Here is a 20270-nt window from a genome sequence, read left to right as displayed (position 1 = left end):
CACCGACGGGGACCTGGGGAAGGCGCCGGAATGGCGACGACCGCCGCCGGGTCGGTCCGGGTTCAGTCCAGGTCGTCGAAGGCGTCCGTGAAGTCCAGGCCGGGCAGCGCGGAGACCACGGGGGCCGTGACGCGCGTAGCGAAGTCGTCGCGACGGTGTCTCGCGTCGGGATCGTGCACGTCCTCGTGGACCACGACCCACACCGTGACCTCGCCCCGGGCGTCGTCCCTGACGCCCCAGTCGTCGGCCAGCGCCGTGATGATGTTCAGCCCCCGGCCGCCGTGCGCAGTCACCGACGGGGTCGCCGGAGCCGGACGGGTGGGGCCGCCGCCGTCCGTCACCTCGACGACGAGCCGGCCGCGCGGGTCCACGCGCCATGCAGCCCGGACGTCGCCGTCCCCCGCCGAGGCGTCGCCCAAGGGGCGTCCGTGTTTGCACGCATTGCTCAAAAGTTCCGAAAGGATCAGTACGGCATCGTCGATGACCGGTTCCGATACGCCACCCATGCGCAGCTGATCACGCATCCGGTGTCTTGCTTCCCCCACGCCCGCAGGGCCATGGGGTACGGCCATGCTCGACGACGTGGGCACCTCCTGTGCCACCACCAACGCCACCCCCGAGACCTCCTTTGCCCCACGCCACGGTGTGAATGCCCCATTGGCCTGTACCGGAAACCGGCCAATCCAGGTCCAGTGACGCATTCGCAACGTTCGAACACGGAGCGAACGCGCCGGTGCACTCCCTGTCATGGTGTGGCGGGATTTCGTTGGTGTGGCCGAGAACGGAGGATGCTTCAGCGGACCGGCCGGGTCAAGAGCCACGGAACGGTCCTTACGGGGCTCTTTACTTCCGCCTGTGCTCTTCTGCTCAGCCGCGGAGCTGGTGCAGCACCGCGCGCGGGCGGTTGGTGATGATGGCGTCTACGCCCAGCTCGACACAGAGATCGACGTCCTCGGGCTCGTCCACGGTCCACACGTGCACCTGATGGCCGGCCCGCTTCAGACGCTCGATGTAGGCCGGGTGGTTGCGCACGATCCGGATGGACGGACCCGCGATCCGTACGCCCGCGGGCAGTCGCCCGTCGCGCAGCCGGGGCGAGACGAACTGCATCAGATAGACCGTCGGCATCGTCGGCGAGGCCGCCCGCACCCGGTGCAGCGAGCGGGCCGAGAAGCTCATGACCCGGACCGGCGACTGGGCCGCGGAGGCCGGGGCGTCCAGCCCGAACCGCTTCAGGAGGAGCAGCAGCCGCTCCTCGACCTGCCCCGCCCAGCGCGTGGGGTGCTTCGTCTCGATCGCCAGCTCCACCCGGCGCCCGGCGTCCGCGATCAGCTCCAACAGCCGCTCCAGGGTGAGTACGGAGGTGTCCGCGCGGTCCTCCGGGCGGTACTCCCAGTCGGGCTCCTCGTCCCGGCCGCGCCAGGTCTCGCGCCTCTTCCAGGAGCCGAAGTCCAGAGCGGTGAGTTCGGCCAGCTCCAGGGCCGACACCGCCCCGCGGCCGTTGGACGTACGGTTGACCCTCCGGTCGTGGACACAGACGAGGTGGCCGTCCGCGGTCAGCCGGATGTCGCATTCAAGGGCGTCGGCACCGTCCTCGATCGCTTTCCGGTAGGCGGCGAGCGTGTGCTCGGGGGCGTCCTCGGAGGCTCCTCGGTGGGCGACGACCTGAAGGTGGTGCTGTCGTGCGTGGGTCACCGCGTCATGGTGCCACCACCACGGGGTACGCGTGGTGCCATGGGTGCGTACGTGCGACGAACGGGGGCATGGACCCCGCCATGGAATGGAGTTTTTGTCGTAAAGGTCCTATATAAAGGTTGACGCCATACCCACAGCCACCGCTTATGGTGCTCTGACGGCCCGTGGGAAAAGCTGACGACAGGCAAAAGTACATGCACAGCTGAATCGCGCCGGACCATCGACCAGCGTGACCGAGTGCGACCGAGAACAACAGCCGTGGACCTAGGAGAAGAGCTGTGAGCACCGAGAACGAGGGCACCGCGGTACCCCCGGCCCCGTCCGCACCTCCCGTGCCGGTGGCATCTCCCGCTGCTTCCCCGCAGGCAGCCGCAGCCGACGGGGGCGCACCCACCACTCCACTCCCGACGACGCCTCCGGGCGCCCCGGAGCAGGGCGGCGCGGCGGCCGCGCACGCCTCCGCCGGCCCGTCCGGCGGGCCGCAGGGCGCCGGCCCCGCCCCGGACGGCTCCTGGCCGCCCCCGGCCCCGGCCACGCCCTACGCGGACGGCGGCGCCGGAGCGGGTTCCGGCGGCTGGGGCTCGTCGTACCAGCAGCCCGCGCCGAAGCCCCGCAACGGGCGCGGCGGGCTGGTCGCCGCGGTCCTGGTGGCCGCGCTGGTCGCGGGCGGCCTGGGCGGCGGGCTCGGGTACACCCTTGCCAAGAGCAACGACGACACCGGCTCGACCACCGTCTCCGCCTCGGACAACGGCGCCACGCAGGTGAAGCGCTCGCCGGGCACCATCGCGGCGGTCGCCGCCAAGGCCCTGCCGAGCACGGTCACCATCGAGGCCGAGTCCACCAGCGGCGAGGGCGGCACCGGCACCGGGTTCGTCTTCGACACCCAGGGCCACATCGTCACCAACAACCACGTGGTGGCCGACGCGGTGGACGGCGGCAAGCTGACCGCGACGTTCCCCAGCGGCAAGAAGTACGACGCCGAGGTCGTCGGCCACGCCCAGGGCTACGACGTCGCCGTCATCAAGCTCAAGAACGCCCCGTCCGACCTCAAGCCGCTCGCCCTCGGCGACTCCGACAAGGTGGCCGTCGGCGACGAGACGATCGCCATCGGAGCGCCCTTCGGCCTCTCCAACACGGTGACGACCGGCATCATCAGCGCCAAGAACCGCCCGGTCGCCTCCAGCGACGGCAGCGCCACCAGCAAGGCGTCCTACATGAGCGCCCTGCAGACCGACGCCTCGATCAACCCGGGCAACTCCGGCGGCCCGCTGCTGGACGCCTCCGGCGCGGTGATCGGCATCAACTCCGCGATCCAGTCCAGCAGCAGCGGCGGTCTGGGCGGCTCCGGCCAGTCCGGTTCGATCGGCCTCGGCTTCGCCATCCCGATCAACCAGGCCAAGTACGTCGCCCAGCAGCTGATCAAGACCGGCAAGCCGGTCTACGCGAAGATCGGCGCGTCCGTCTCCCTGGAGGAGGGCTCGGACGGCGCGAAGATCACCGACACGGGCGCCAGCGGCACGGCGGCGGTCGAGTCGGGCGGTCCCGCGGACAAGGCGGGTCTCAAGCCCGGCGACGTCATCACCAAGCTCGACGACAGGGTGATCGACTCCGGCCCGACCCTGATCGGCGAGATCTGGACGCACAAGCCCGGCGACAAGGTCACGATCACCTACAAGCGGGGCGGTCAGGAGCAGACCGTCCAACTCACCCTGGGCTCCCGCGCGGGCGACAGCTGACCCGCACGCGCCCGCGCCAACCGGTTACTCTTGTCCCCGCGTCGCCGATCCGGGCCGACGCGGGGAGGCGTGCCCGAGCGGCCTAAGGGAACGGTCTTGAAAACCGTCGTGGCAGCGATGTCACCGTGGGTTCAAATCCCACCGCCTCCGCACAGGTCATAAGCGTTGCAGGTCAGAAGGGGTGCCTCTCAACGAGAGGCACCCCTTCCGCATGGCCCTGTATCACCTTGATCCGGCTCTGTCGCGTAGCGGATCAGCGCGTGTGGACCAGGCGTGGACCAAATCGCGGACCGGCAAACCTGAGATGTAGGACCCGGTCGTTATTGCGAGCCGCAGAGTGAGACGACCCTCTGCTCATCCTCCGAGAGGCTGGGGCCGGGTGTGGGAGTGGGTGTGGCGCCCCCGGCCTCGCCGTCACCGGTTCCGGCGTTGTACTCGTGATCGGCCTTCTTGCGCTCGGCTTCCTTCTTGCAGGCGGATGCCTGCACGGACAGCTCCTGGACCTTCGACACGGCTGCTGGCAAGTCGCCCTCCGCGATCGCGTTCTTGACTAAGTTCTGCTGGTAGGGCGGCAGGTACCTGAGTTCGATCTCGGGGTGGTCTTTTTCGACCTTCGACAGCGACACCCAGGCCAGGTCTTGGTCGATGCCGCGGTAGAGCGCAACGTGGTCGCCGTTCGCGCCGATGTAGTACTGAGTCTGTGTCCACTGGTAGCAGACAATGAGGCCGCCGACGAGGACTGTGAAGCCGACGCCAAGCAGGATCACTGTCTTGAGGTTCCAACGGATGCGGACGTGTCGAGCGGCGGGCGCCGGGGCCAAAGCAGCGGTATTCGGCGGCTTCGGAGGCGCAAGCGGCATCGGCGGCAGGCCTGTCGGCGCAGTGGCCGCCGTAGGCGGGCCAGGGCTTCTTGGGCTAGGGGTGTGGCCGAGTAGCTGGGGCGCGGGTCCTACTGCGGGTCGTTCTGCCGGGCCGGGAGTGGCGGTGTCGGGGGCGGGCGGGAGCGTACGGGGTTGTCGGGGCCCGACCGGAGTGTGGTGCGCCCCGGGTGCTGCCGGGGCGGCGGGCGCGGCGGGTGGTGAGGAGTGGGGCAGGTTGATCGATGACGGCAGGGGTGGCCATGGTGGTGCGGAGGCATCCGGGGTGCCAGGGAGGGGGCGGTGTGGAGTCTCGGGCGGTGCGGGGCCCGCATTCGGCGGTGTCGGCGGCAGGGTGTGAGGGATGGGGGTGGAGGCGTGGTCCCGGACGAACCGGGCGACCGGGGCGGGCATCCAGCCGGGCTCGGTGAGCCGTAGCGAGGCGGTGGATGTTCGGCTGGCCTCGTCCGCGCCGTCTGTGGTGGTGAGCTGGTCGAGAAGGTGGGCCACGGTGGGGCGCTGCCCGGGCTGTTTGGCCAGGCAAGCGGCCACCACCTCGCGCAGTTCGGGCGGGAGGGTCTCCAGGTCGGGCGGTTCGTGGACGACGCGGTAGTGCAGGGCGTGCGGAGTGCCGGCGCCGAACGGGCCGACCCGGGTGGCGGTGTAGGCCAGCAGCACACCGAGGGAGAAGACGTCGCTGGCCGGCCCGACCGGCCGCCCGGTGATCTGTTCGGGGGACATGAAGCCGGGGGTGCCCATCGTCATGCCGGTGTGGGTCAGCACGCTGGCCTCGCTGGCCGCCGAGATCCCGAAGTCGATCACACGGGGGCCGTCGGCGGCCAGCAACACGTTGGAAGGTTTGAGATCGCGGTGGACGATGCCGACCACATGGATCGCCTCCAGGGCCTCGGCCAGCCCCGCGCCCAAAGCGAGGACCGGTCGCGTTGGCCAAGGACCATGCCTGGCAATCGCCTCCCCCAGCGGGACACCGGGGACGTAGACGGTGGCCAGCCAGGGCGGCGAGCCGTCCGCATCGGCGTCCACCACGCCGGCGGTGAAGGCCCCGTTGACCCGCCGGGCCGCGGCCACCTCACGGGCGAAACGGCGCCGGAAGTCACCGTCCCCGGCCAGCTCGGGGCGCACCGTCTTCACCGCGACCGCTCGCCCGCCGGGCGAGCGCGCCAAGTACACCTGGCCCATTCCCCCAGCACCGAGCCGTGCCACGATCCGGTAGCGCCCCACCCGCCGTGGGTCCTCCGGCTCCAGGGCCTTGAACATTGCCATCCCACGCCCCCCTGCGCCCTGCTCTACGCCCCCAGATTGTGCCCGTAGATGGCGCGTAATTCCCGACTTTCCCCTTCCTGTTCAATCCAGGATGCAGGCAGATGGCTAGGCGTTCTGTCTCTGGAGGTTGTGGACAGGTGAGCCAGGTCTCGGCTGAGGGATCTTGAACGGGTGAGGGCCTTCCGGTTCGGTGTGGATTGGGACGTATACACCAAAAGAAGGGCCCTCGTGCCCCACCGTAATGCACCCCTGACCAAGACCGGACGGCTGCGTCTGGCCCGCTGCGTGGTCGAGGACGGCTGGCCGCTCCAGGCCGCATGGCCCACAGAGCCGCAGTTCGAGCCCAGTTGCCATGCCGCGCCGGAAACGCCCACGTCGGATCGAAGTGTGGGCCGTGGCGCATGGGTGAAGCGCGGCTGAGGCCAGCACGGGGTTGCTGGAAACACACGTGGCGGGGTGCTCATTCGGCGTACTCGCCGTCGTGGCTGACTTTCGGTGGCTCAGGTCAGAACCTCTCTCCAATTCGACAACGAAGCAGCGGAGTTGCAGGAGCACCCGCCCGAGCACGCCAACCACCCCGGTGCCATCGGCACCGGGGTCCTGATGAGGGCTTCCGTGACCGGACCATCCGGAATGCTGTCCAGGCTGAGGGGCGGTCCGGTCTTTGGTTGTCGGCCTTAGCCGTGCGAGTCGCGTCGGGCGAAAAGCGGCCTCAGAGGCAGCTGAGCGCCTTGCCCACCTCGAAGATGGTTGGCCGGTCTTCGGGGACATGGCTGAGCATCGCGTCGATCAACTTGCCGAGCTCCCCGGGTGCCTTCACCGATCGGCGCCGGCCGTTGGCCACAGCCCGTCTCTGGACTGGGCGTGGAGCGTCGTCCGGGTACTCGACAGCCCGCCAACCGGTGGCGGAGATGAGCAAGGAGGCGCCGAGTGCGTAGATGTCGGCTTCCGGTGTCGGCTCGGCTTCCCCCGTGGCGAGCACGCTGCGCGCGATCTCCGGCGCCTCGTAGTGGACGAGGCAGCCGCGGAACGGGAAGTCGTAGCCCTCGGGCACGTGTCCGTCCCGGGCAAGGGCGAGGTCGATGAGATGCGTCTGTTCTGGCCCGATGATGAAGTGGGCGGGCTGTACGCTGCCCAGGACCAGGCCCGCTCGGCTGTCGACATCACCCCACGGGTCCTGTCCATGCTGTCGATGCGTGAAGCCTTCGCTCACGCCACCCTCGGCAACACGGACTCCACCCACCGGGCCATTGGGGAGGCGCACCGCCACTTCGAGCGGATTCGAGTGAGCGACCCGGACACGTCCTGGGTGACGTACTTCGACGAGACGAAGCTGATCGTGGACACGGGGATCGCTCACGGGCGGCTGGGCGAAGCAGCTACCGCCGAACCTCTGATCGCGGACGCCTTGCGGCGCGAGGCCCGCACCAACCAGCGCGGCCGAGCGTTTCACTCGTTCTGGCTTGCCCGAACGCAGTTGGATCAGGGCAAGCTAGACCAGGCGTGCGACACCGCCACGCAAGCACTGGGACCGGCGTCGGCAGTGGCCTCCGAGCGCGTGTCAGGTCATCTCAGGGAGTCCTACGACCAGTTGGCGCCGCACAGACAGGAGCCCATAGCGTTGGCCTTCGAGGCTCGGCTACGGGCACTCCTCCCGCCGGTCAGCGGATCGCTTCGTCCATGAGCAGGTACAGCAAGCCGACGAGCGAGCCGCTGCTCACGACCTCCCGGCGGTCGATCATGCCTCGCACCTCGCTGAGTGGGATCCACTCGATGCGGTCGGACTCGTTCTTCTCCGTGGGAGGACCGGCGTAGGTAGCGCCGTCGATCCTGAAGACGTGGTGCTGCGAGTCGGTGATCCCGTTGGCCGGCTCGGCGTAGAGCAGGGGCTTGATGGGTCCAGGGCGCCAACCGGTCTCCTCCAGGACCTCACGAGCCGCCGCTTCCTCGGGCGTCTCGCCTTCCTCCACCAAACCCATGGGCAGCTCCCAGGCCCACGAGTCCGTGATGAAGCGGTGGCGCCACATCATCAGAACCTCTTTGCGGTCGTTGACCACGGCAGCCACGGCCAGGTGCCGGAGGCGAACAACGTGGTACTCCCACCTGCGCCCGTCAGGCTGTTGGACATCGACCAGACACAGGTTCACCCACTTGTTCGTGTAGATCTGTCGCTCACCGTGGGTCTTCCACTCCATACCTGCGGCCTCTCTCGATCGGTCTCCAGGATCTCAGATCGATGCGAAGGGGGACGCAAGTTCGGCTACTTTCGCGTCAGCTTGACGAGATGGGCGGGGTTGGTCTGCGTCCTGCCTGAAGATGGCTCTGCCCGTTCAGAACCGCTCTGATCGAAGACGCGCGTTTTGCTCGATGCGCACAGGTTTGGGCCGCCCGGTCATTCCGAAGTCAGGATCGAGTAACAAGCTGCGTGGTGCTTACGGAAGAAGGGGGCATCCGCCTAACTCTCCGCCCGATCCTGCGGATCACGTAGATCAGACGATGTCGATCATATCGACAAGCTGGCTCCGTAGAAGAAGGAGGCCGGTGACGACGTTGGCGTGGCATGCCGGAGCATGCTGACTGCGAGGTTCTGTTGCCGTTTTGGCAGACTCGACTCGTAGCAGGCGGCATACTTGTGGCGTCTTTGCGCCTTGGGGGGTTTATGGACGTGTTGTTGTCGGTTGAGGCCGACCGCGCTGACGAGGTCTTGGCTGAGCTCCAGGAATGGCTATGTCAGGAAGCTGACTTCCGCGGCCTGGTCATGCCAATGCCCCAGGAGCCCAAGCCGGGCGAACTGGGATCGATCACCGAGGTATTGTCGGTAGCAGTGGGGGGTGGCGGGGTACTCAGTATCTTGGCAGCGTCGCTGAAGACGTACTTCACCCAACCGCGTCGATCAGACGTGCGGATCAAGATCCGCAGTTCGGACGGCCGTAGCGTAGAAATCGATGCCAAGCGAGTGAAAGACGTGGAGGCGTTGGTGTTGGGCACTCTCGGCCAGGCCAGATGAGTGCGCGACCGGTAGATCCCACGCGATCACGGATCGTCCTGGTCGGTACCCCCGCCTATGATGACCCACATTTGCCCGATGTGAAGGTTGTCGCCAACAACGTTACCGACCTCGCTCAAGTGTTCACCGACCGGGACTTCGGCGGTTTCGACACGGCCCACTGCGTACTCGCCCCTCCCCGGGCCAGCACCGCGGATATCGGCGACTTGCTGTTCGAGGCCGCCGCCGAGGCGGAAGATCTACTGCTGTTCTACTACAGCGGGCACGGGTTGCTCGGCCCGATGCGCCGGGAGTTGTACCTGAGCTTGGCCGGCACGCGGCCTGACCGGCTGGCCTTCACCGCTTTGGCTTTCGAGGCGGTGAGAGATGCCTTCCTGACCAGCCGGGCCACGAACCGGGTGGTGATCCTGGACAGCTGTTTCAGTGGCAGAGCAATTGGTCAGCCGCTGGCTGGCGTCGATGAGGAGGTATTGGGCCAGCTGCAGGTCAAAGGTACGTATACGCTGACCTCGGCCCCGGCGAACCGGACCGCACTGATCTTGCCCGGCGAACGGAACACGGCCTTTACCGGGCGGATGCTCCAGCTGCTTCGGGACGGTATGCCGGGTGCTGGTCAGGCGATCGGGCTCGGTGACATCTACCGGCACCTGCACCGCCAGATGCTCGGTGCGGGCCTCCCGGTGCCACAGCAGTGCGGAACCGAAACCGCGGATCTGCTCGGGTTGGTCCGGAACCGGCACAGGCACAAACTGCTGCACGTAGGTGAACTCCCAGACTGGCGTGCCCTGAAGATATTGAACGGCCACCAAGGCCGCATCCTTGCTCTGGACTTCAGCTCAGATGGGAAGTTGATTGCCAGCGGCGGCGGCGCTAGAGATCAGTCGGTACGACTGTGGGATACGACATCCAAGCGTCACATAGATACGATGACTGGACACAAGCGTCGCGTACACAGTGTCAAATTCAGTCCAGACGACGCCAAGATCGCAAGCTGCGGTGACGATGGTCAGCTGATTATTCGAGATTCACTGACCCGTCGATTGGTCAAGTCCTACGACTGCCAGGGCTTTCCACTGAACGCGCTCGCATTCAGTCCTGATGGAGCGACCGTTGCTGCAGCAAGCGACGATGGCACTGTGAGGCTTTGGGATCTGATGAGTGATGCCCAATGCATGGTCCTTCGGGGCCACATTGCTCCTGTCCGAGCACTCTGCTTCAGCCCGGATGCACGCATAATCGCGTCCACGGGCGATGACTCGACCGTAAGGATTTGGGAACTGGCGAGCGGAAGACTCGTCCAGCAACTTTGCGAACACACTGGCAAGGTGTTCGGAGTTCGGTTCAGTCCCGACGGCCAAACTCTGGCCACCTGTGGGATGGACAGGACTGTGCGATTGTGGGACGTCGAGTCTGGTGCGTGCACGGCGGCGTTGACTGGGCACGCCGACTCAGCGCGTTGTGTGGCCTTCAGCCCGGACGGCAAGGTGATCGCCAGCGGTGGTGACGACGGTACTGTTCGCCTCTGGGATTTGAGCTCAAACAAGTTAGTCTCGACGCTACACGGTCATGGCGGGTTCCCCACGCGCTGGGTCATGTGGGTTGAGTTTCATCCTGATGGAGATCTCTTGGCCAGCTGTGGACACGATCGCACTATCCGTCTGTGGCGAAGAGTGTCCGTCGGAGAGGGATGAGACCGCTGGGCGTAAGCTTCCAGGCGCTGGCGCGGGGCTGCGGACGGGGTGCTGGTCGGAGTGGTGCCACTGCGGAGCTGAACGGAGCCAGTGGACCCCGTGTGGACCACGGGCCCCCGCGCAAGGCGTGAGGCCGGTACGCTGTACCCTCTCCGCCCCCGGCGGCCGGGAGCGAGATGGGTTGCCCGAGCGGCCTAAGGGAACGGTCTTGAAAACCGTCGTGGCAGCGATGTCACCGTGGGTTCAAATCCCACCGCCTCCGCACAGGTCATAAGCCTTGCAGGTCAGAAGGGGTGCCCCTCGTGGAGGGGCACCCCTTCTGCATGGAGCCTGTATTGCCTTGATGCGGCTCTGTCATGATCCTTTGAAGAGGATCAAGAGGACGACGCTGACGGTGGCCGTGTATATCCCCAGGACGATGGCCACGTTCCGTACTTCCCGCTGCCGCCAAGGCCGCCACTGTCCTGCCGGGCGTTGATCGTTGCCGGCCACATCGGTGGGGTGGACGCCTGCCCACGGGCCGAAGCCGCGCCACAGCAGGTTCGCAAGAGCCGTGTCACGCGGGGGCTGTGGCGTCGTGGGTTCGGGCGTTGGGGGCTGTGTTGCCCCGCTCTGCGCGGCTGCGTCTTCCTGCGGTTCGGCGGTCTTCTCTTGCTTCTCTTGCTTCTCTTGAATCTCTTGTTTCTCTTCGGAGATTGCCGTCGCTGTCGCGGCCCAGCGATTGCGGGTCAAGGCGATGCCGTGTCCGGCGTTGCGGGTCCGCTGCTGCGGCACCGGCCGTCCCTTGGCCTTCAATTCCCTGCGCACGTGGTGGAACAGGGAGCCCATCCGCAGAGGGTCCGGCGCATCGGGGACGCCTTCTGACAGGGCCTTCACCACTTCGCCCGTGAAGGCGGTGAACTCCTCGCCCTCCGGGGCCCAGGCGAGTTGGGTCTCGGACGACGCGGTCATCACATACGTACCCTCGACGTCCGCCAGGTCCGCCACTTCGGCTGCCGGATTCATGTATCCCTGCAGCGCGCGTCCGCTGTAGCAGCAGTCCAGGATGACCACCCTGCTGAGGGCGGTACATGTGTCGACCATTTCGTGCCGGAGCGAGTCATAGGGTACGGCCCGGTACAGCCGCTCGTTGTCCGACTTCGGCAGCGCCAGATGCAGGTTGCCGTGCGACGACAGCAGTCCATGGCCCGCGAAGTACAACAGGAACGCCTCCTGCGCCGCGCCCGCCGCTGTATGGACCTCGTCGAGCAGTCCCTCGTAGGACTCGGGGTTGCTCAACACCACGCAGTGCTCCGCCGGCAGGCCCCACACCTGGGGATCCCTCAGCAGTGCGGCGAGCCGGTGGACGTTGTTGCGCACCCCCGGCAGGTCGTCCAAGTGCTGGTAACGGTCCACTCCGATCAGGACCGCACGAGACGCCGCGGGATCGGGCAGGTCCATCAGTCGTTCTCGGACCGCAGCAGTTCCGTGATCCGGCGCACCGATTCCTCCGAACCGTCCGTCACCGTGACCGACACCCCGTCGACCGTGATGGTCACCGGAGAGGACGCGGGACGGCCGGTGCGCCAAGTGGCGTACGCCAGGGCAAGGTTGGCTGCCGCGATACCTTGGTTGAGGACCAGGTCGATGACCTCCAGAGTCCCCATGGAGCCGCCCGTCTGACGCGGCTGCCGCAGCCGTACCTCGGCATGGCGCCGAAGGTCGCCGTCCTGCCGGAACCAGCGGTAGAGATCGATGAGCGTCGTACCGCCGTCATCCTCGGCAACCCTGATCTGGACCTGCATGGGACTCCCCTGCGTCGCCTCTGCCACCGTGCCTACGATAGACACATCCGATCAAGCCCGCGTGGCCAACGGACCGGTTGCGCAGCGGTATTGGCGCCGTGCCGGCCCGGGTCAGGCGTCCACCCTTCCCCGCACATGCCGCTCACGACCGTGTGGCAGTCCCGCACCCCGCGTCGCCGGCCTCCCGCATGCGCTCTTCCATCGACGTGCTCCGGTCGTACGGGTCCACCTCGGGGCCGTCACCCTGGCTCGAGGACGCGCGCTCCGCGCTGAACTTGGGTGTGAGGTAGCCGGTGAAGGTGTCACAGCCGCCGTTGGTGGTGTCCACCTTGTAGGAGACGAGGGAGAACGTGTCCGGCTCGATGACGATCTTCGCCGGGTCGTCCCAGCTCATCACGACCTCACGGCGCACGATGGTGCGCGCGACCTCGTCGCTTCCCGCCGCGGCGCGTACGACGGGATAGACGTACGTGACATCGGTGGTCACCTCGACCGCACCGCGCTTGCCTTCCCGGTATGTGATCCGCCCTCGTGTCTTGACCACATCCCCGACGAGCCGGACCTTCGTCTTCTCGAAGCGGCTGAACAGCAGCAGAGGATCGTTGTCCCGGCTGGGCGCGCGGAACGCGGTCGCCAGGTAGTCCTGGACATCCCGCTGATGAGGATTGACCAAGGCGATCGCCTTCCTCGGCCGCTCCCCGCCCAGCACACCAGGATCCAGACTGGACGCGGCGAGGAAGTCCCGGGATTTTTCGAGCGTCCGCGCGACCTGCTTCTTGCTCATCCAGCCGGTCGCCCGCGCCTGAGGCAGGCCGATCCCAGCCGTACCGTCACCCCACCGCGCCGCGGGCGACCCCTTGAACGGCTGCCCCAGGGTGGGAAGTTGGCCTGCCGCTTCCGTCGGCGGCGGTTGATCCGGACGTTTCGACTCCGCGGCGAGCGGCGCACTCTCACCGCCCCCGCCCCCGAACCATCCAGTCACCCGCCCTGGATCCAGGGCCACGACCAGCACAGCGGCCGTGACCAGCAGACCGACCGCGTACCAGCCCTTGCCCCCTCGCCGCCGGGCCGGTCGCTGACCTCGCCATGGCTCGGGTCGGCCGGTCTCCTCCCGCAGCCGCCGCGCCACCATCCGGGCCCGCGCCGACGGTTCCTCGGGCGCGCCCGGAGCCCCGGCCTCGGTCTCACGAAGGAAGCGCTCCCACTCTTCGTCGGGTATGGACCCCTCACCCTTGCCCACGACGGGCCCCGCCCTTCTCACGCACCAGGCCCCTCCCCAGGGCCGGCCATCTTCCGTGCATCATCACACAGCTCGGCTCGGCCCCATGATTGATGGTCGCGTTGACCTGAAGCTCAGATGTAGCTCAGCGTTCGGCCTGTGACCTCCCCGTCGGGCGGGCCGGTCAATACGATCACCGCATTGGTCGCAAGGCCGAGACCAAGGCCGGGGGGCCGAGAACGGGCCGGTCGGGCCGGTGATTTCAAGGGGGGAACAGGCATGTTCGGAACGTTGGACACCGGGGTGGTTCTGGGGATGCTCGCCGCGCTCGTTCCCGTGGTCGCGGCAGCCCTCTGGCTCGTGCGCCGCTGAGGCGGGTTCACGGGCGGTGGCCCGTCATGCGGGCCGCCGACGCGATCGTCGCTCGTGCCTCGCGTTCGGTCAGGCCGGTGTTGAGGGCCGCGGCGACCAGGGGCGAGATGAGGGCGCGGCCGATGCCGTTCTCGTAGGCGCGGCAGGCCGCCCAGAAAAGGCGGGTGTTGCGCTGGCCCTCGTGGGCCGCGAGGACGAACTGGACCAAGCCCTGGCCGCGGTCGCCGAGCGAGGGATGCGTCGCGGCATGGGTGGGGCGCGGCGGCGGGAGCAGCAGCCGGAGCAGCGCGGTCGGGCAGGGCGCGGGGGCCAGGTGCGCGGTGCCGGGAGCGGTGCCGTAGACGCCGTGGCCGGTGCGTGAGCCGGGGCCGACGAGATAGCCGCCCGCGCCCCGGATGTCGATGCCGGGGGCGAGCCGGCTCGCCGAGTTGGGGACGACGACGTCGGGCGGGCCGGTCAGCCAGAGGTGGCGGCCGCCGCTCGGGGTCAGTACGACCACGGTCTCGGGGATCGTGAACAGGTGCCGCAGGGCCAGTTCGCGCAGTGCGGCCGAGGAGTCCGTGCCGGACTTGGTGTCGAGGTCGATGCCGATGAGGCGGTGCGGGGGCAGGCCGCACGCGATGCCGTAGCCGGTGGCCCAAGGTGCGGCGGAGAACAGTTCGCGGATGCGGACCGGGTCGGACGAGGCGTCGTACACACCGTGGCCGAAGCGGCCGCATTCGCCGTGGCAGGGAGCCGGGTCGGGGTCGTCGTGGTGGGGGGAGCGCAGGGCCGGGAGCTTCGTCCGGGTCAGGGGGATGACGGCCAGTCCGCGTTCGGCGGCTGACAGGGCGTGTGCGAGGGCCAGCGTCGTGGCCTGCCGGTCGGTGGTGGCCATGGGTCTATTTTCGTACATGCGTTCGAAAAAGGGAAGAGGGGGCGAGGGCGACTCGCCGGGGCGGCAAAGTTGGCCAGAACTGTGCTGGAACGATTCCTCGCTTGTGGTGCCCGGGGTGGAGAAGGGCGGGTTGGTGATGCTTGGGGCAAGGGATTGCTAAAGGTGGTGAAAGGGGTTTATCGACATGTCATCACGCTTGAGGGCGAATCAGGGCATCCGGGGTGGTTCGCCGGGGATCCGCTGGGCAACTCTGGACTCGCGACGTCGTGCACAACCACCGGGGCGGTCGGCCAACTTCCCTGGCAGAAGCGGTACTTGACGTACCTGACGTACTAGACGTACTCGCGGCCGGCGGCCGACGGGTACTCCGTTCTGGAGGAACAGACATGGCAAGCATCCGTACCGCCCGCGTTCTCGCCGCCGTCTCCGCGCTTCCGCTCGCAGCCGCACTGTTCACCGGCGTCGCGGCCGCGGACAACGGCGGCTTCGCGGCCGACGGATCGAACGCGGGCGTGGCGAGCATCGTCGGCAGCGGGGTCGGCCATAACAACAGCGGCAACTCGTCCACCACACAGCAGAACGCGGCCGGCCACGGAGCCTCGAACCAGAGCAATACCGCGCAGGTCAACCGCTCAGCGTTCACGGCCGTCAACCAGGGCAACGAGAACGTCCTGATCCACTTCACCAAGCTGTGGTGAGCCGCGTCTGAAGTCCCTTGTGGGGTGTGCTTCTCGGGGTCGTCATGCGTCTGTGCGGCGGTGCTTCGGCATCGCCGCACAGGCGTTTTCGCGCTCCTGGAGCCGACCTTGACACCCGACGGTATCTGACGGACAGTCAGAAACTGTCATTCGTACGACGCCGGGAGGCCCCCGCCGTGCACCTCGCCCCCACCGAGCGCCAGCAGCGGCTGCGCGCCGAACTCCGCGCGTACTTCCGGGACCTGATGCCCGACGGGCCCCTCGATGTCGACGAACAGCGGGCGCTGCTGCGCCGTATCGGCGCCGACGGCCTGCTCGGGCTCGGCTGGCCGGTCGAGTACGGCGGTCAGGGCCGGGGCGCGGACGAGCAGTTCGTGTTCTTCGACGAGGCCTGTCGCGCGGGCGCCCCCGTCTCGATGGTCACCCTGAACACGGTCGGGCCCACGCTGATGAAGTACGGGAGCGAGCAGCGGAGGGCCTGGTTCCTGCCCAGGATCCTGCGCGGCGAACTCGTCTTCGCGATCGGCTACAGCGAGCCGTCCGCCGGGACCGACCTGGCGTCGCTGCGGACCCGGGCCGTGCGCGAGGGCGACGGCTGGGTGGTGGACGGCCAGAAGATCTTCACGTCGGGCGCCCAGCACGCAGACTGGATCTGGCTCGCCTGCCGCACCGACCCCGAGGCGGCCAAGCACCGCGGCATCTCGATCCTCCTCGTCCCCACCGACGCGCCCGGGTTCTCCTGGACGCCGATCGAGACGGTGGGCGGGCAGACGACCACGGCCACCTACTACGACGGGGTCCGGGTCCCCGCCGGGAACCTCGTCGGCACCGAGAACGACGGCTGGTCGCTCATCACCAACCAGCTCAACCACGAGCGGGTCGCCCTGGCTGCCATCGGGTTGCAGGCCGAGGACTTCCATGCGGCCGCGCTCGCCGCCGCCCGTACCCCTGATCCGGTGACCGGCAGGCGCCGGGTTGACGAGCCGTGGGTGCGTTTTCGGCTGGCCGAAGCGCATGCCCGGCTGGCCGCGAATCGCCTGCTCAGCTGGCGTTTGGTGGCGGACGTGGGGGCGGGTCGGCCGGCCCCCGGTGAGGCCAGCGGGGTGAAGTTCGCGGGAACGGAATCGACTGTCGCGACGTATCGCATGTGTCAGGAAATCGTCGGCGAGACGGGACTGGTCCGCTCCGGCTCCCCGGGCGCGTTCGGGGACGGCGAACTGGAGCGGCTGAACAGGGCGGCGCAGATCAACACGTTCGGGGGCGGAGTGAGCGAGGTGCAGCGGGAGATCGTCGCGACCATGCGGCTCGGGATGACGAGGGGGCGGCGGTGAGCGACGGGCCGGACGAGCCGGACACACGGCTCAAGGAGAAGGAGCACGCGGAGCCGGACGGACAGCTCAAGGAGCACGACGAGCTGTACGTACGGCTCAAGCAGTACGAGGGGCGGGCCGCCGCCGTCGGCTGCGTCGGCAAGGACCCGGTCAACGTGCCGATGATCCGGCACTGGTGCGAGGCGATCGGCGACACGAACCCGGCCTACGAGGGGCCGGACGCCATCGCCCCGCCCACCATGCTCCAGGCCTGGACGATGGGTGGCCTCTCCGGCCACGAGGGGCGCACGCCCGCGTTCGACGAGCTGATGGCCCTCCTCGACGACGCGGGCTGCGTCTCGGTCGTCGCCACCGACTCCGAACAGGAGTATCCACGGCCCCTGCGGCCCGGGGACGAAGTCACGTTCGACACGGTGATCGAGTCGGTGTCGGAGCGGAAGACGACGAAGCTCGGCACGGGGTACTTCATCACCACCCGCATGGACGTGCGGGTCGGCACGGAACTCGCGGGCACGCACCGCTTCCGCATCCTCAAGTACGCCCCGTCGCGCCGCAGACAGCGGGCCCCGCTTGCCCGGCGCCCCCGCCCGGTGGTCAACCGGGACAACGCCGGCTTCTGGGAGGGCGTCGAACGGCACCGACTGCTCATCCAGCGCTGCGCCGACTGCGGCACGCTGCGCCACCCCTGGCTGCCGGGCTGCAACACCTGTGGCTGCCTGGACTGGGACACGGTCGAGGCGAGCGGCGAGGGCACGGTCCATTCGTACGTCGTGATGCACCACCCGCCGTTCCCGGCCTTCGACCCTCCCTACGCGGTGGGGCTGATCGAGCTCGTGGAGGGCGTGCGGATGATCAGCAACGTGGTGGGGGTGCCGTACGACAAAGTGCGCATCGGTCTGCCGGTACGGGTGGAGTTCCGGACCTACGAGGACGGGGAGGACGCGGAGGGCGCACTGGTCCTGCCGGTGTTCCGGGTCATCGGGGGCGAGGCCTGACATGGATTTCACGCCCACGGAGGAGCAGGCCGCGGCCCGTGACCTGGCCGCCCGGATCTTCGACGACCTCGCGACGCACGAGCGGCTCGAAGCCACCGGCACCGGCAGCGACCCCGGGCTGTGGAAGGCGCTGTGCGGGGCGGGCCTGGTGAGCGCGGTGGCGGAGCTGGGCCTGCTCGGGCTGGTGCTGCTGCTGGAGGAACAGGGCCGTACGACGGCTCAGGTGCCGTATGCGGCGAGCTGTGTCTATGGGCTGCTCGCCCTCACGGCCCACGGCACCCCGGAGCAACGGGAGCGGCTGCTGCCGGGCATCGGGGACGGTTCCGTGGTGGTGAGCGGGGCGCTTCCGGGGCAGGGCGGGGTACGGGCCTCGGCGCAGGGAGGGGTAGGGGACTCCGTTCGCGGCGCGTTGACCGGCACCGTCCCCGTCGTCCCCTGGCTGCGGGACGCCACGCACGTCCTCGTCGCCGATGCCTGCCGGCAGCTGTGGATGACCCCGCTCGCGGAGGGCACCACCGTGACGCCGGTCGAGCTGACCGCACCCTGGTCGGCCGGGCACCTCACCCTCGACGGCGCGCACGCGGAGCGGCTCGGCGGCCAGGACGCCTACGCCGACGTTCTTGCCACCGCCCGCATCGCCTTCGCCGGGCTGCAGGCCGGGGTGTGTGCGGGATCGCTCGCGCGGGCCGTGGCGCATGTGAACGGCAGGCTGCAGTTCGGGCGCCCGCTCGCCACCCGGCAGGCGGTCCAACTGCGGGCCGCCGACGCGTACATGGACACCGAGGCGATACGGGTGACGGCGTACGAGGCTGCCTGGCGGCGCGACATGGGGCTCCCCTACGACACGCACGCGCTGACCGCCGCCTGGTGGGCCTCCGAGGCGGGGATGGGGGTCCCCCGCTCGAGCGAAGCCGAGAGTGGGGGAGGGCCGTCCACACGGGTCAGCATCTGCACGGCGGTGCGGGCGCCGACCTCGGCCATCCGGTGCACCGGCACTTCCTGTGGGGGCGGCAGCTGGACGCCTGTCTGGGATGCGGGGGCGAAGTGCTTCAGGAGCTGGGGGAGTTGATCGCGAGTGCGGAGTGAGGGCATGACGGTGCCGACGGCGGGCGCGGAGCTGCCGCCGCTGGAGATCCCGATCACGCGGACCCTGATCGTGGCCGGTGCGATCGCGTCCCGCGACTACCAGGACGTCCACCACGACGCCGAGTTGGCCCGGCAGAAGGGCTCCCCGGACGTCTTCATGAACATCCTGACGACGAACGGGCTGGTCGGCAGGTACATCACGGACCACTTCGGTCCGACGGCCGTGCTGCACAGGGTCGCCATCCGGCTGGGGGCACCCAACTACCCGGGGGACACCATGGTGTTGACCGGCCGGATCGAGGAGGTTGACGGCGACACCGCCACCGTCCGGGTGACCGGCTCCAACGGCATCGGCAGACATGTGACGGGCACCGTGACGGTCACGGTCCTGCCCGAGGGCGGTGCGCGATGAGCGTACGCACCCGGGACACGCTCGGCGGACGCGCGGCGATCGTCGGCATCGGTGCCACCGAGTTCTCCAAGGACTCGGGGCGCAGCGAGCTGCGGCTGGCGGTGGAGGCGGTGCGGGCCGCGCTCGACGACGCGGGGCTGATGCCCGGCGACGTGGACGGTCTGGTGACGTTCACGATGGACACCAGCCCGGAGATCACCGTGGCCCAGGCCTGCGGGATGGGTGAGCTGTCCTTCTTCTCCCGGGTCCACTACGGCGGCGGCGCGGCCTGCGCGACCGTGCAGCAGGCGGCGCTCGCGGTGGCGACGGGCGTCGCGGAGGTGGTGGTCTGCTACCGGGCGTTCAACGAACGCTCGGGGCGGAGATTCGGCTCGGGCGTGCAGCACCGGGAGCCGTCGGCGGAGGGCGCGGCGCTCGGCTGGGCGCTGCCGTCCGGACTGCTCACCCCGGCGTCCTGGGTGGCCATGGCGGCACAGCGCTATCTGCACATGTACGGGCTGACCCCGGAGGCGTTCGGGCAGGTGGCCGTGGTCGACCGCAAGTACGCGGCGACCAACCCGGCGGCGTACTTCCACGGCCGCCCGATCACGCTCGCCGACCACGCGGCCTCACGCTGGATCGTGGAGCCGCTGAGGCTGCTGGACTGCTGTCAGGAGACGGACGGCGGGCAGGCGCTCGTCGTCACCTCCGTGGAACGGGCCCGCGACCTGCCCCACCCGCCCGCGGTGATCGCGGCCGCCGCGCAGGGGGCCGGTCGTGCCCAGGAGCAGATGACGAGCTTCTACCGCGACGACCTGACCGGCCTGCCTGAGATGGGGGTGGTGGCCCGGCAGCTGCGGCGCACCTCCGGGCTGGCCCCGGCCGACATCGACGTGGGGATCCTGTACGACCACTTCACCCCGTTCGTGCTGATGCAGTTGGAGGAGTTCGGGTTCTGCGGACGGGGCGAGGCGGCGGACTTCGTGGCCGAGGAGCGGCTGCCGCTCAACACGCACGGGGGACAGCTCGGGGAGGCCTACCTCCACGGTATGAACGGGGTGGCGGAGGGGGTACGCCAGGTGCGGGGCACGGCGGTGAACCGAATATCGGGGGTGGACCGGGTACTGGTGACGGCGGGGACGGGGGTGCCCACGTCGGGGCTGATCCTCGCGGTCGACGGCTGAGCCCTCAGGGACGCTCAGGGGTCAACCCGGAGTAGCGGGCGCTCGGCAGTCCACCTTCAGGAG

16 protein-coding genes, 1 tRNA gene and 3 pseudogenes are annotated in these 20270 nt (G+C 68.8%); 11 read left to right on the top strand and 9 right to left on the bottom strand.

What is annotated here, in order from left to right:
• Nucleotides 1–62: 62 nt before the first annotated feature.
• Together N8I87_RS19925 and N8I87_RS19920 are read right to left on the bottom strand one after the other, a co-directional pair.
• Nucleotides 63–701 (bottom strand): ATP-binding protein, encoded by a 639-nt coding sequence (locus tag N8I87_RS19925; RefSeq protein WP_263216554.1) that lies wholly within the window; start codon nucleotides 699–701, stop codon nucleotides 63–65.
• Between the two features lie 166 nt (nucleotides 702–867).
• The gene (locus N8I87_RS19920; RefSeq protein WP_263210511.1) at nucleotides 868–1695 is read right to left on the bottom strand and encodes a glycerophosphodiester phosphodiesterase; all 828 of its coding nucleotides are present in this window, start codon (nucleotides 1693–1695) and stop codon (nucleotides 868–870) included.
• 278 nt (nucleotides 1696–1973) lie between these two features.
• Here N8I87_RS19920 and N8I87_RS19915 point away from each other — a divergent pair, with 278 nt between their 5' ends.
• Together N8I87_RS19915 and N8I87_RS19910 are read left to right on the top strand one after the other, a co-directional pair.
• Complete coding sequence (locus tag N8I87_RS19915) at nucleotides 1974–3431, top strand: S1C family serine protease (protein WP_263210510.1); 1458 nt, start codon at nucleotides 1974–1976, stop codon at nucleotides 3429–3431.
• A 63-nt stretch (nucleotides 3432–3494) separates the two neighbouring features.
• A tRNA-Ser gene (locus N8I87_RS19910) sits at nucleotides 3495–3581 on the top strand.
• A gap of 170 nt (nucleotides 3582–3751) precedes the next feature.
• Here N8I87_RS19910 and N8I87_RS19905 read toward each other — a convergent pair.
• Both N8I87_RS19905 and N8I87_RS19900 read right to left on the bottom strand, forming a co-directional pair.
• On the bottom strand, nucleotides 3752–5572 hold the full coding sequence (locus N8I87_RS19905; RefSeq protein ID WP_263210508.1) for a serine/threonine-protein kinase: 1821 nt from the start codon (nucleotides 5570–5572) through the stop codon (nucleotides 3752–3754).
• 712 nt (nucleotides 5573–6284) lie between these two features.
• Nucleotides 6285–6719, bottom strand: a pseudogene (locus tag N8I87_RS19900) (protein kinase family protein); the annotation flags it as partial.
• Here N8I87_RS19900 and N8I87_RS19895 point away from each other — a divergent pair.
• A pseudogene (locus N8I87_RS19895) lies at nucleotides 6699–7256 on the top strand (NsdA family TPR-like regulatory protein); the annotation flags it as partial. The pseudogenes N8I87_RS19900 and N8I87_RS19895 sit on opposite strands and share 21 nt — an antisense overlap.
• Here N8I87_RS19895 and N8I87_RS19890 read toward each other — a convergent pair.
• Nucleotides 7234–7767 carry an NUDIX hydrolase gene (locus N8I87_RS19890; protein ID WP_263210507.1) on the bottom strand — a complete coding sequence of 178 codons (534 nt, stop codon included), beginning with the start codon at nucleotides 7765–7767 and terminating at the stop codon, nucleotides 7234–7236. The pseudogene N8I87_RS19895 and the gene N8I87_RS19890 overlap by 23 nt on opposite strands.
• 464 nt (nucleotides 7768–8231) lie before the next feature.
• On the opposite strand from N8I87_RS19890, the gene N8I87_RS19885 reads away from it, so the two are divergent.
• Together N8I87_RS19885 and N8I87_RS19880 are read left to right on the top strand one after the other, a co-directional pair.
• Nucleotides 8232–8579 carry an effector-associated constant component EACC1 gene (locus N8I87_RS19885; protein WP_263210506.1) on the top strand — a complete coding sequence of 116 codons (348 nt, stop codon included), beginning with the start codon at nucleotides 8232–8234 and terminating at the stop codon, nucleotides 8577–8579.
• Nucleotides 8576–10270, top strand: a complete 1695-nt coding sequence (locus N8I87_RS19880; protein ID WP_263210505.1) for a caspase, EACC1-associated type — start codon at nucleotides 8576–8578, stop codon at nucleotides 10268–10270. The genes N8I87_RS19885 and N8I87_RS19880 overlap by 4 nt, the downstream gene beginning before the upstream one ends.
• Before the next feature lie 354 nt (nucleotides 10271–10624).
• On the opposite strand, the gene N8I87_RS19875 is transcribed toward N8I87_RS19880, so the two are convergent.
• From N8I87_RS19875 to N8I87_RS19860, 4 genes are all read right to left on the bottom strand, one after another.
• Nucleotides 10625–11710: a caspase family protein gene (locus N8I87_RS19875; protein WP_263210503.1), complete on the bottom strand. Its 1086-nt coding sequence runs from the start codon at nucleotides 11708–11710 to the stop codon at nucleotides 10625–10627.
• The gene (locus N8I87_RS19870; RefSeq protein ID WP_263210502.1) at nucleotides 11710–12081 is read right to left on the bottom strand and encodes an effector-associated constant component EACC1; all 372 of its coding nucleotides are present in this window, start codon (nucleotides 12079–12081) and stop codon (nucleotides 11710–11712) included. The genes N8I87_RS19875 and N8I87_RS19870 overlap by 1 nt, the downstream gene beginning before the upstream one ends.
• Nucleotides 12082–12196: 115 nt before the next feature.
• Nucleotides 12197–13294: a hypothetical protein gene (locus N8I87_RS19865; protein WP_263216553.1), complete on the bottom strand. Its 1098-nt coding sequence runs from the start codon at nucleotides 13292–13294 to the stop codon at nucleotides 12197–12199.
• A gap of 358 nt (nucleotides 13295–13652) precedes the next feature.
• Nucleotides 13653–14522, bottom strand: a complete 870-nt coding sequence (locus tag N8I87_RS19860; protein ID WP_263210501.1) for a bifunctional DNA primase/polymerase — start codon at nucleotides 14520–14522, stop codon at nucleotides 13653–13655.
• A gap of 386 nt (nucleotides 14523–14908) precedes the next feature.
• On the opposite strand from N8I87_RS19860, the gene N8I87_RS19855 reads away from it, so the two are divergent.
• The 6 genes and pseudogenes from N8I87_RS19855 to N8I87_RS19830 all read left to right on the top strand — a co-directional run bounded on the left by N8I87_RS19855 (nucleotide 14909) and on the right by N8I87_RS19830 (nucleotide 20207).
• Nucleotides 14909–15220: a hypothetical protein gene (locus tag N8I87_RS19855; RefSeq protein ID WP_263210499.1), complete on the top strand. Its 312-nt coding sequence runs from the start codon at nucleotides 14909–14911 to the stop codon at nucleotides 15218–15220.
• 176 nt (nucleotides 15221–15396) lie between these two features.
• A complete protein-coding gene (locus tag N8I87_RS19850; protein WP_263210498.1) occupies nucleotides 15397–16551 on the top strand; it encodes an acyl-CoA dehydrogenase family protein in 1155 nt (384 codons plus the stop codon).
• 83 nt (nucleotides 16552–16634) lie between these two features.
• A complete protein-coding gene (locus N8I87_RS19845) occupies nucleotides 16635–17546 on the top strand; it encodes a bifunctional MaoC family dehydratase N-terminal/OB-fold nucleic acid binding domain-containing protein (RefSeq protein ID WP_263216552.1) in 912 nt (303 codons plus the stop codon).
• A gap of 1 nt (nucleotide 17547) precedes the next feature.
• Nucleotides 17548–18632, top strand: a pseudogene (locus tag N8I87_RS19840) (acyl-CoA dehydrogenase family protein).
• Nucleotides 18633–18636: 4 nt separating this feature from the next.
• Entirely contained in the window at nucleotides 18637–19044 is a 408-nt protein-coding gene (locus tag N8I87_RS19835; RefSeq protein ID WP_263210497.1) for a MaoC/PaaZ C-terminal domain-containing protein, read from the top strand.
• The gene (locus N8I87_RS19830) at nucleotides 19041–20207 is read left to right on the top strand and encodes a lipid-transfer protein (RefSeq protein ID WP_263210496.1); all 1167 of its coding nucleotides are present in this window, start codon (nucleotides 19041–19043) and stop codon (nucleotides 20205–20207) included. Before N8I87_RS19835 ends, N8I87_RS19830 begins: the two co-directional genes overlap by 4 nt.
• Nucleotides 20208–20270 lie beyond the last annotated feature (63 nt).

The sequence above is a fragment of the Streptomyces sp. HUAS 15-9 genome, assembly GCF_025642155.1.
Taxonomy (GTDB): Bacteria; Actinomycetota; Actinomycetes; order Streptomycetales; family Streptomycetaceae; genus Streptomyces.
This window is presented reverse-complemented; position numbering and strand designations above follow the sequence as displayed.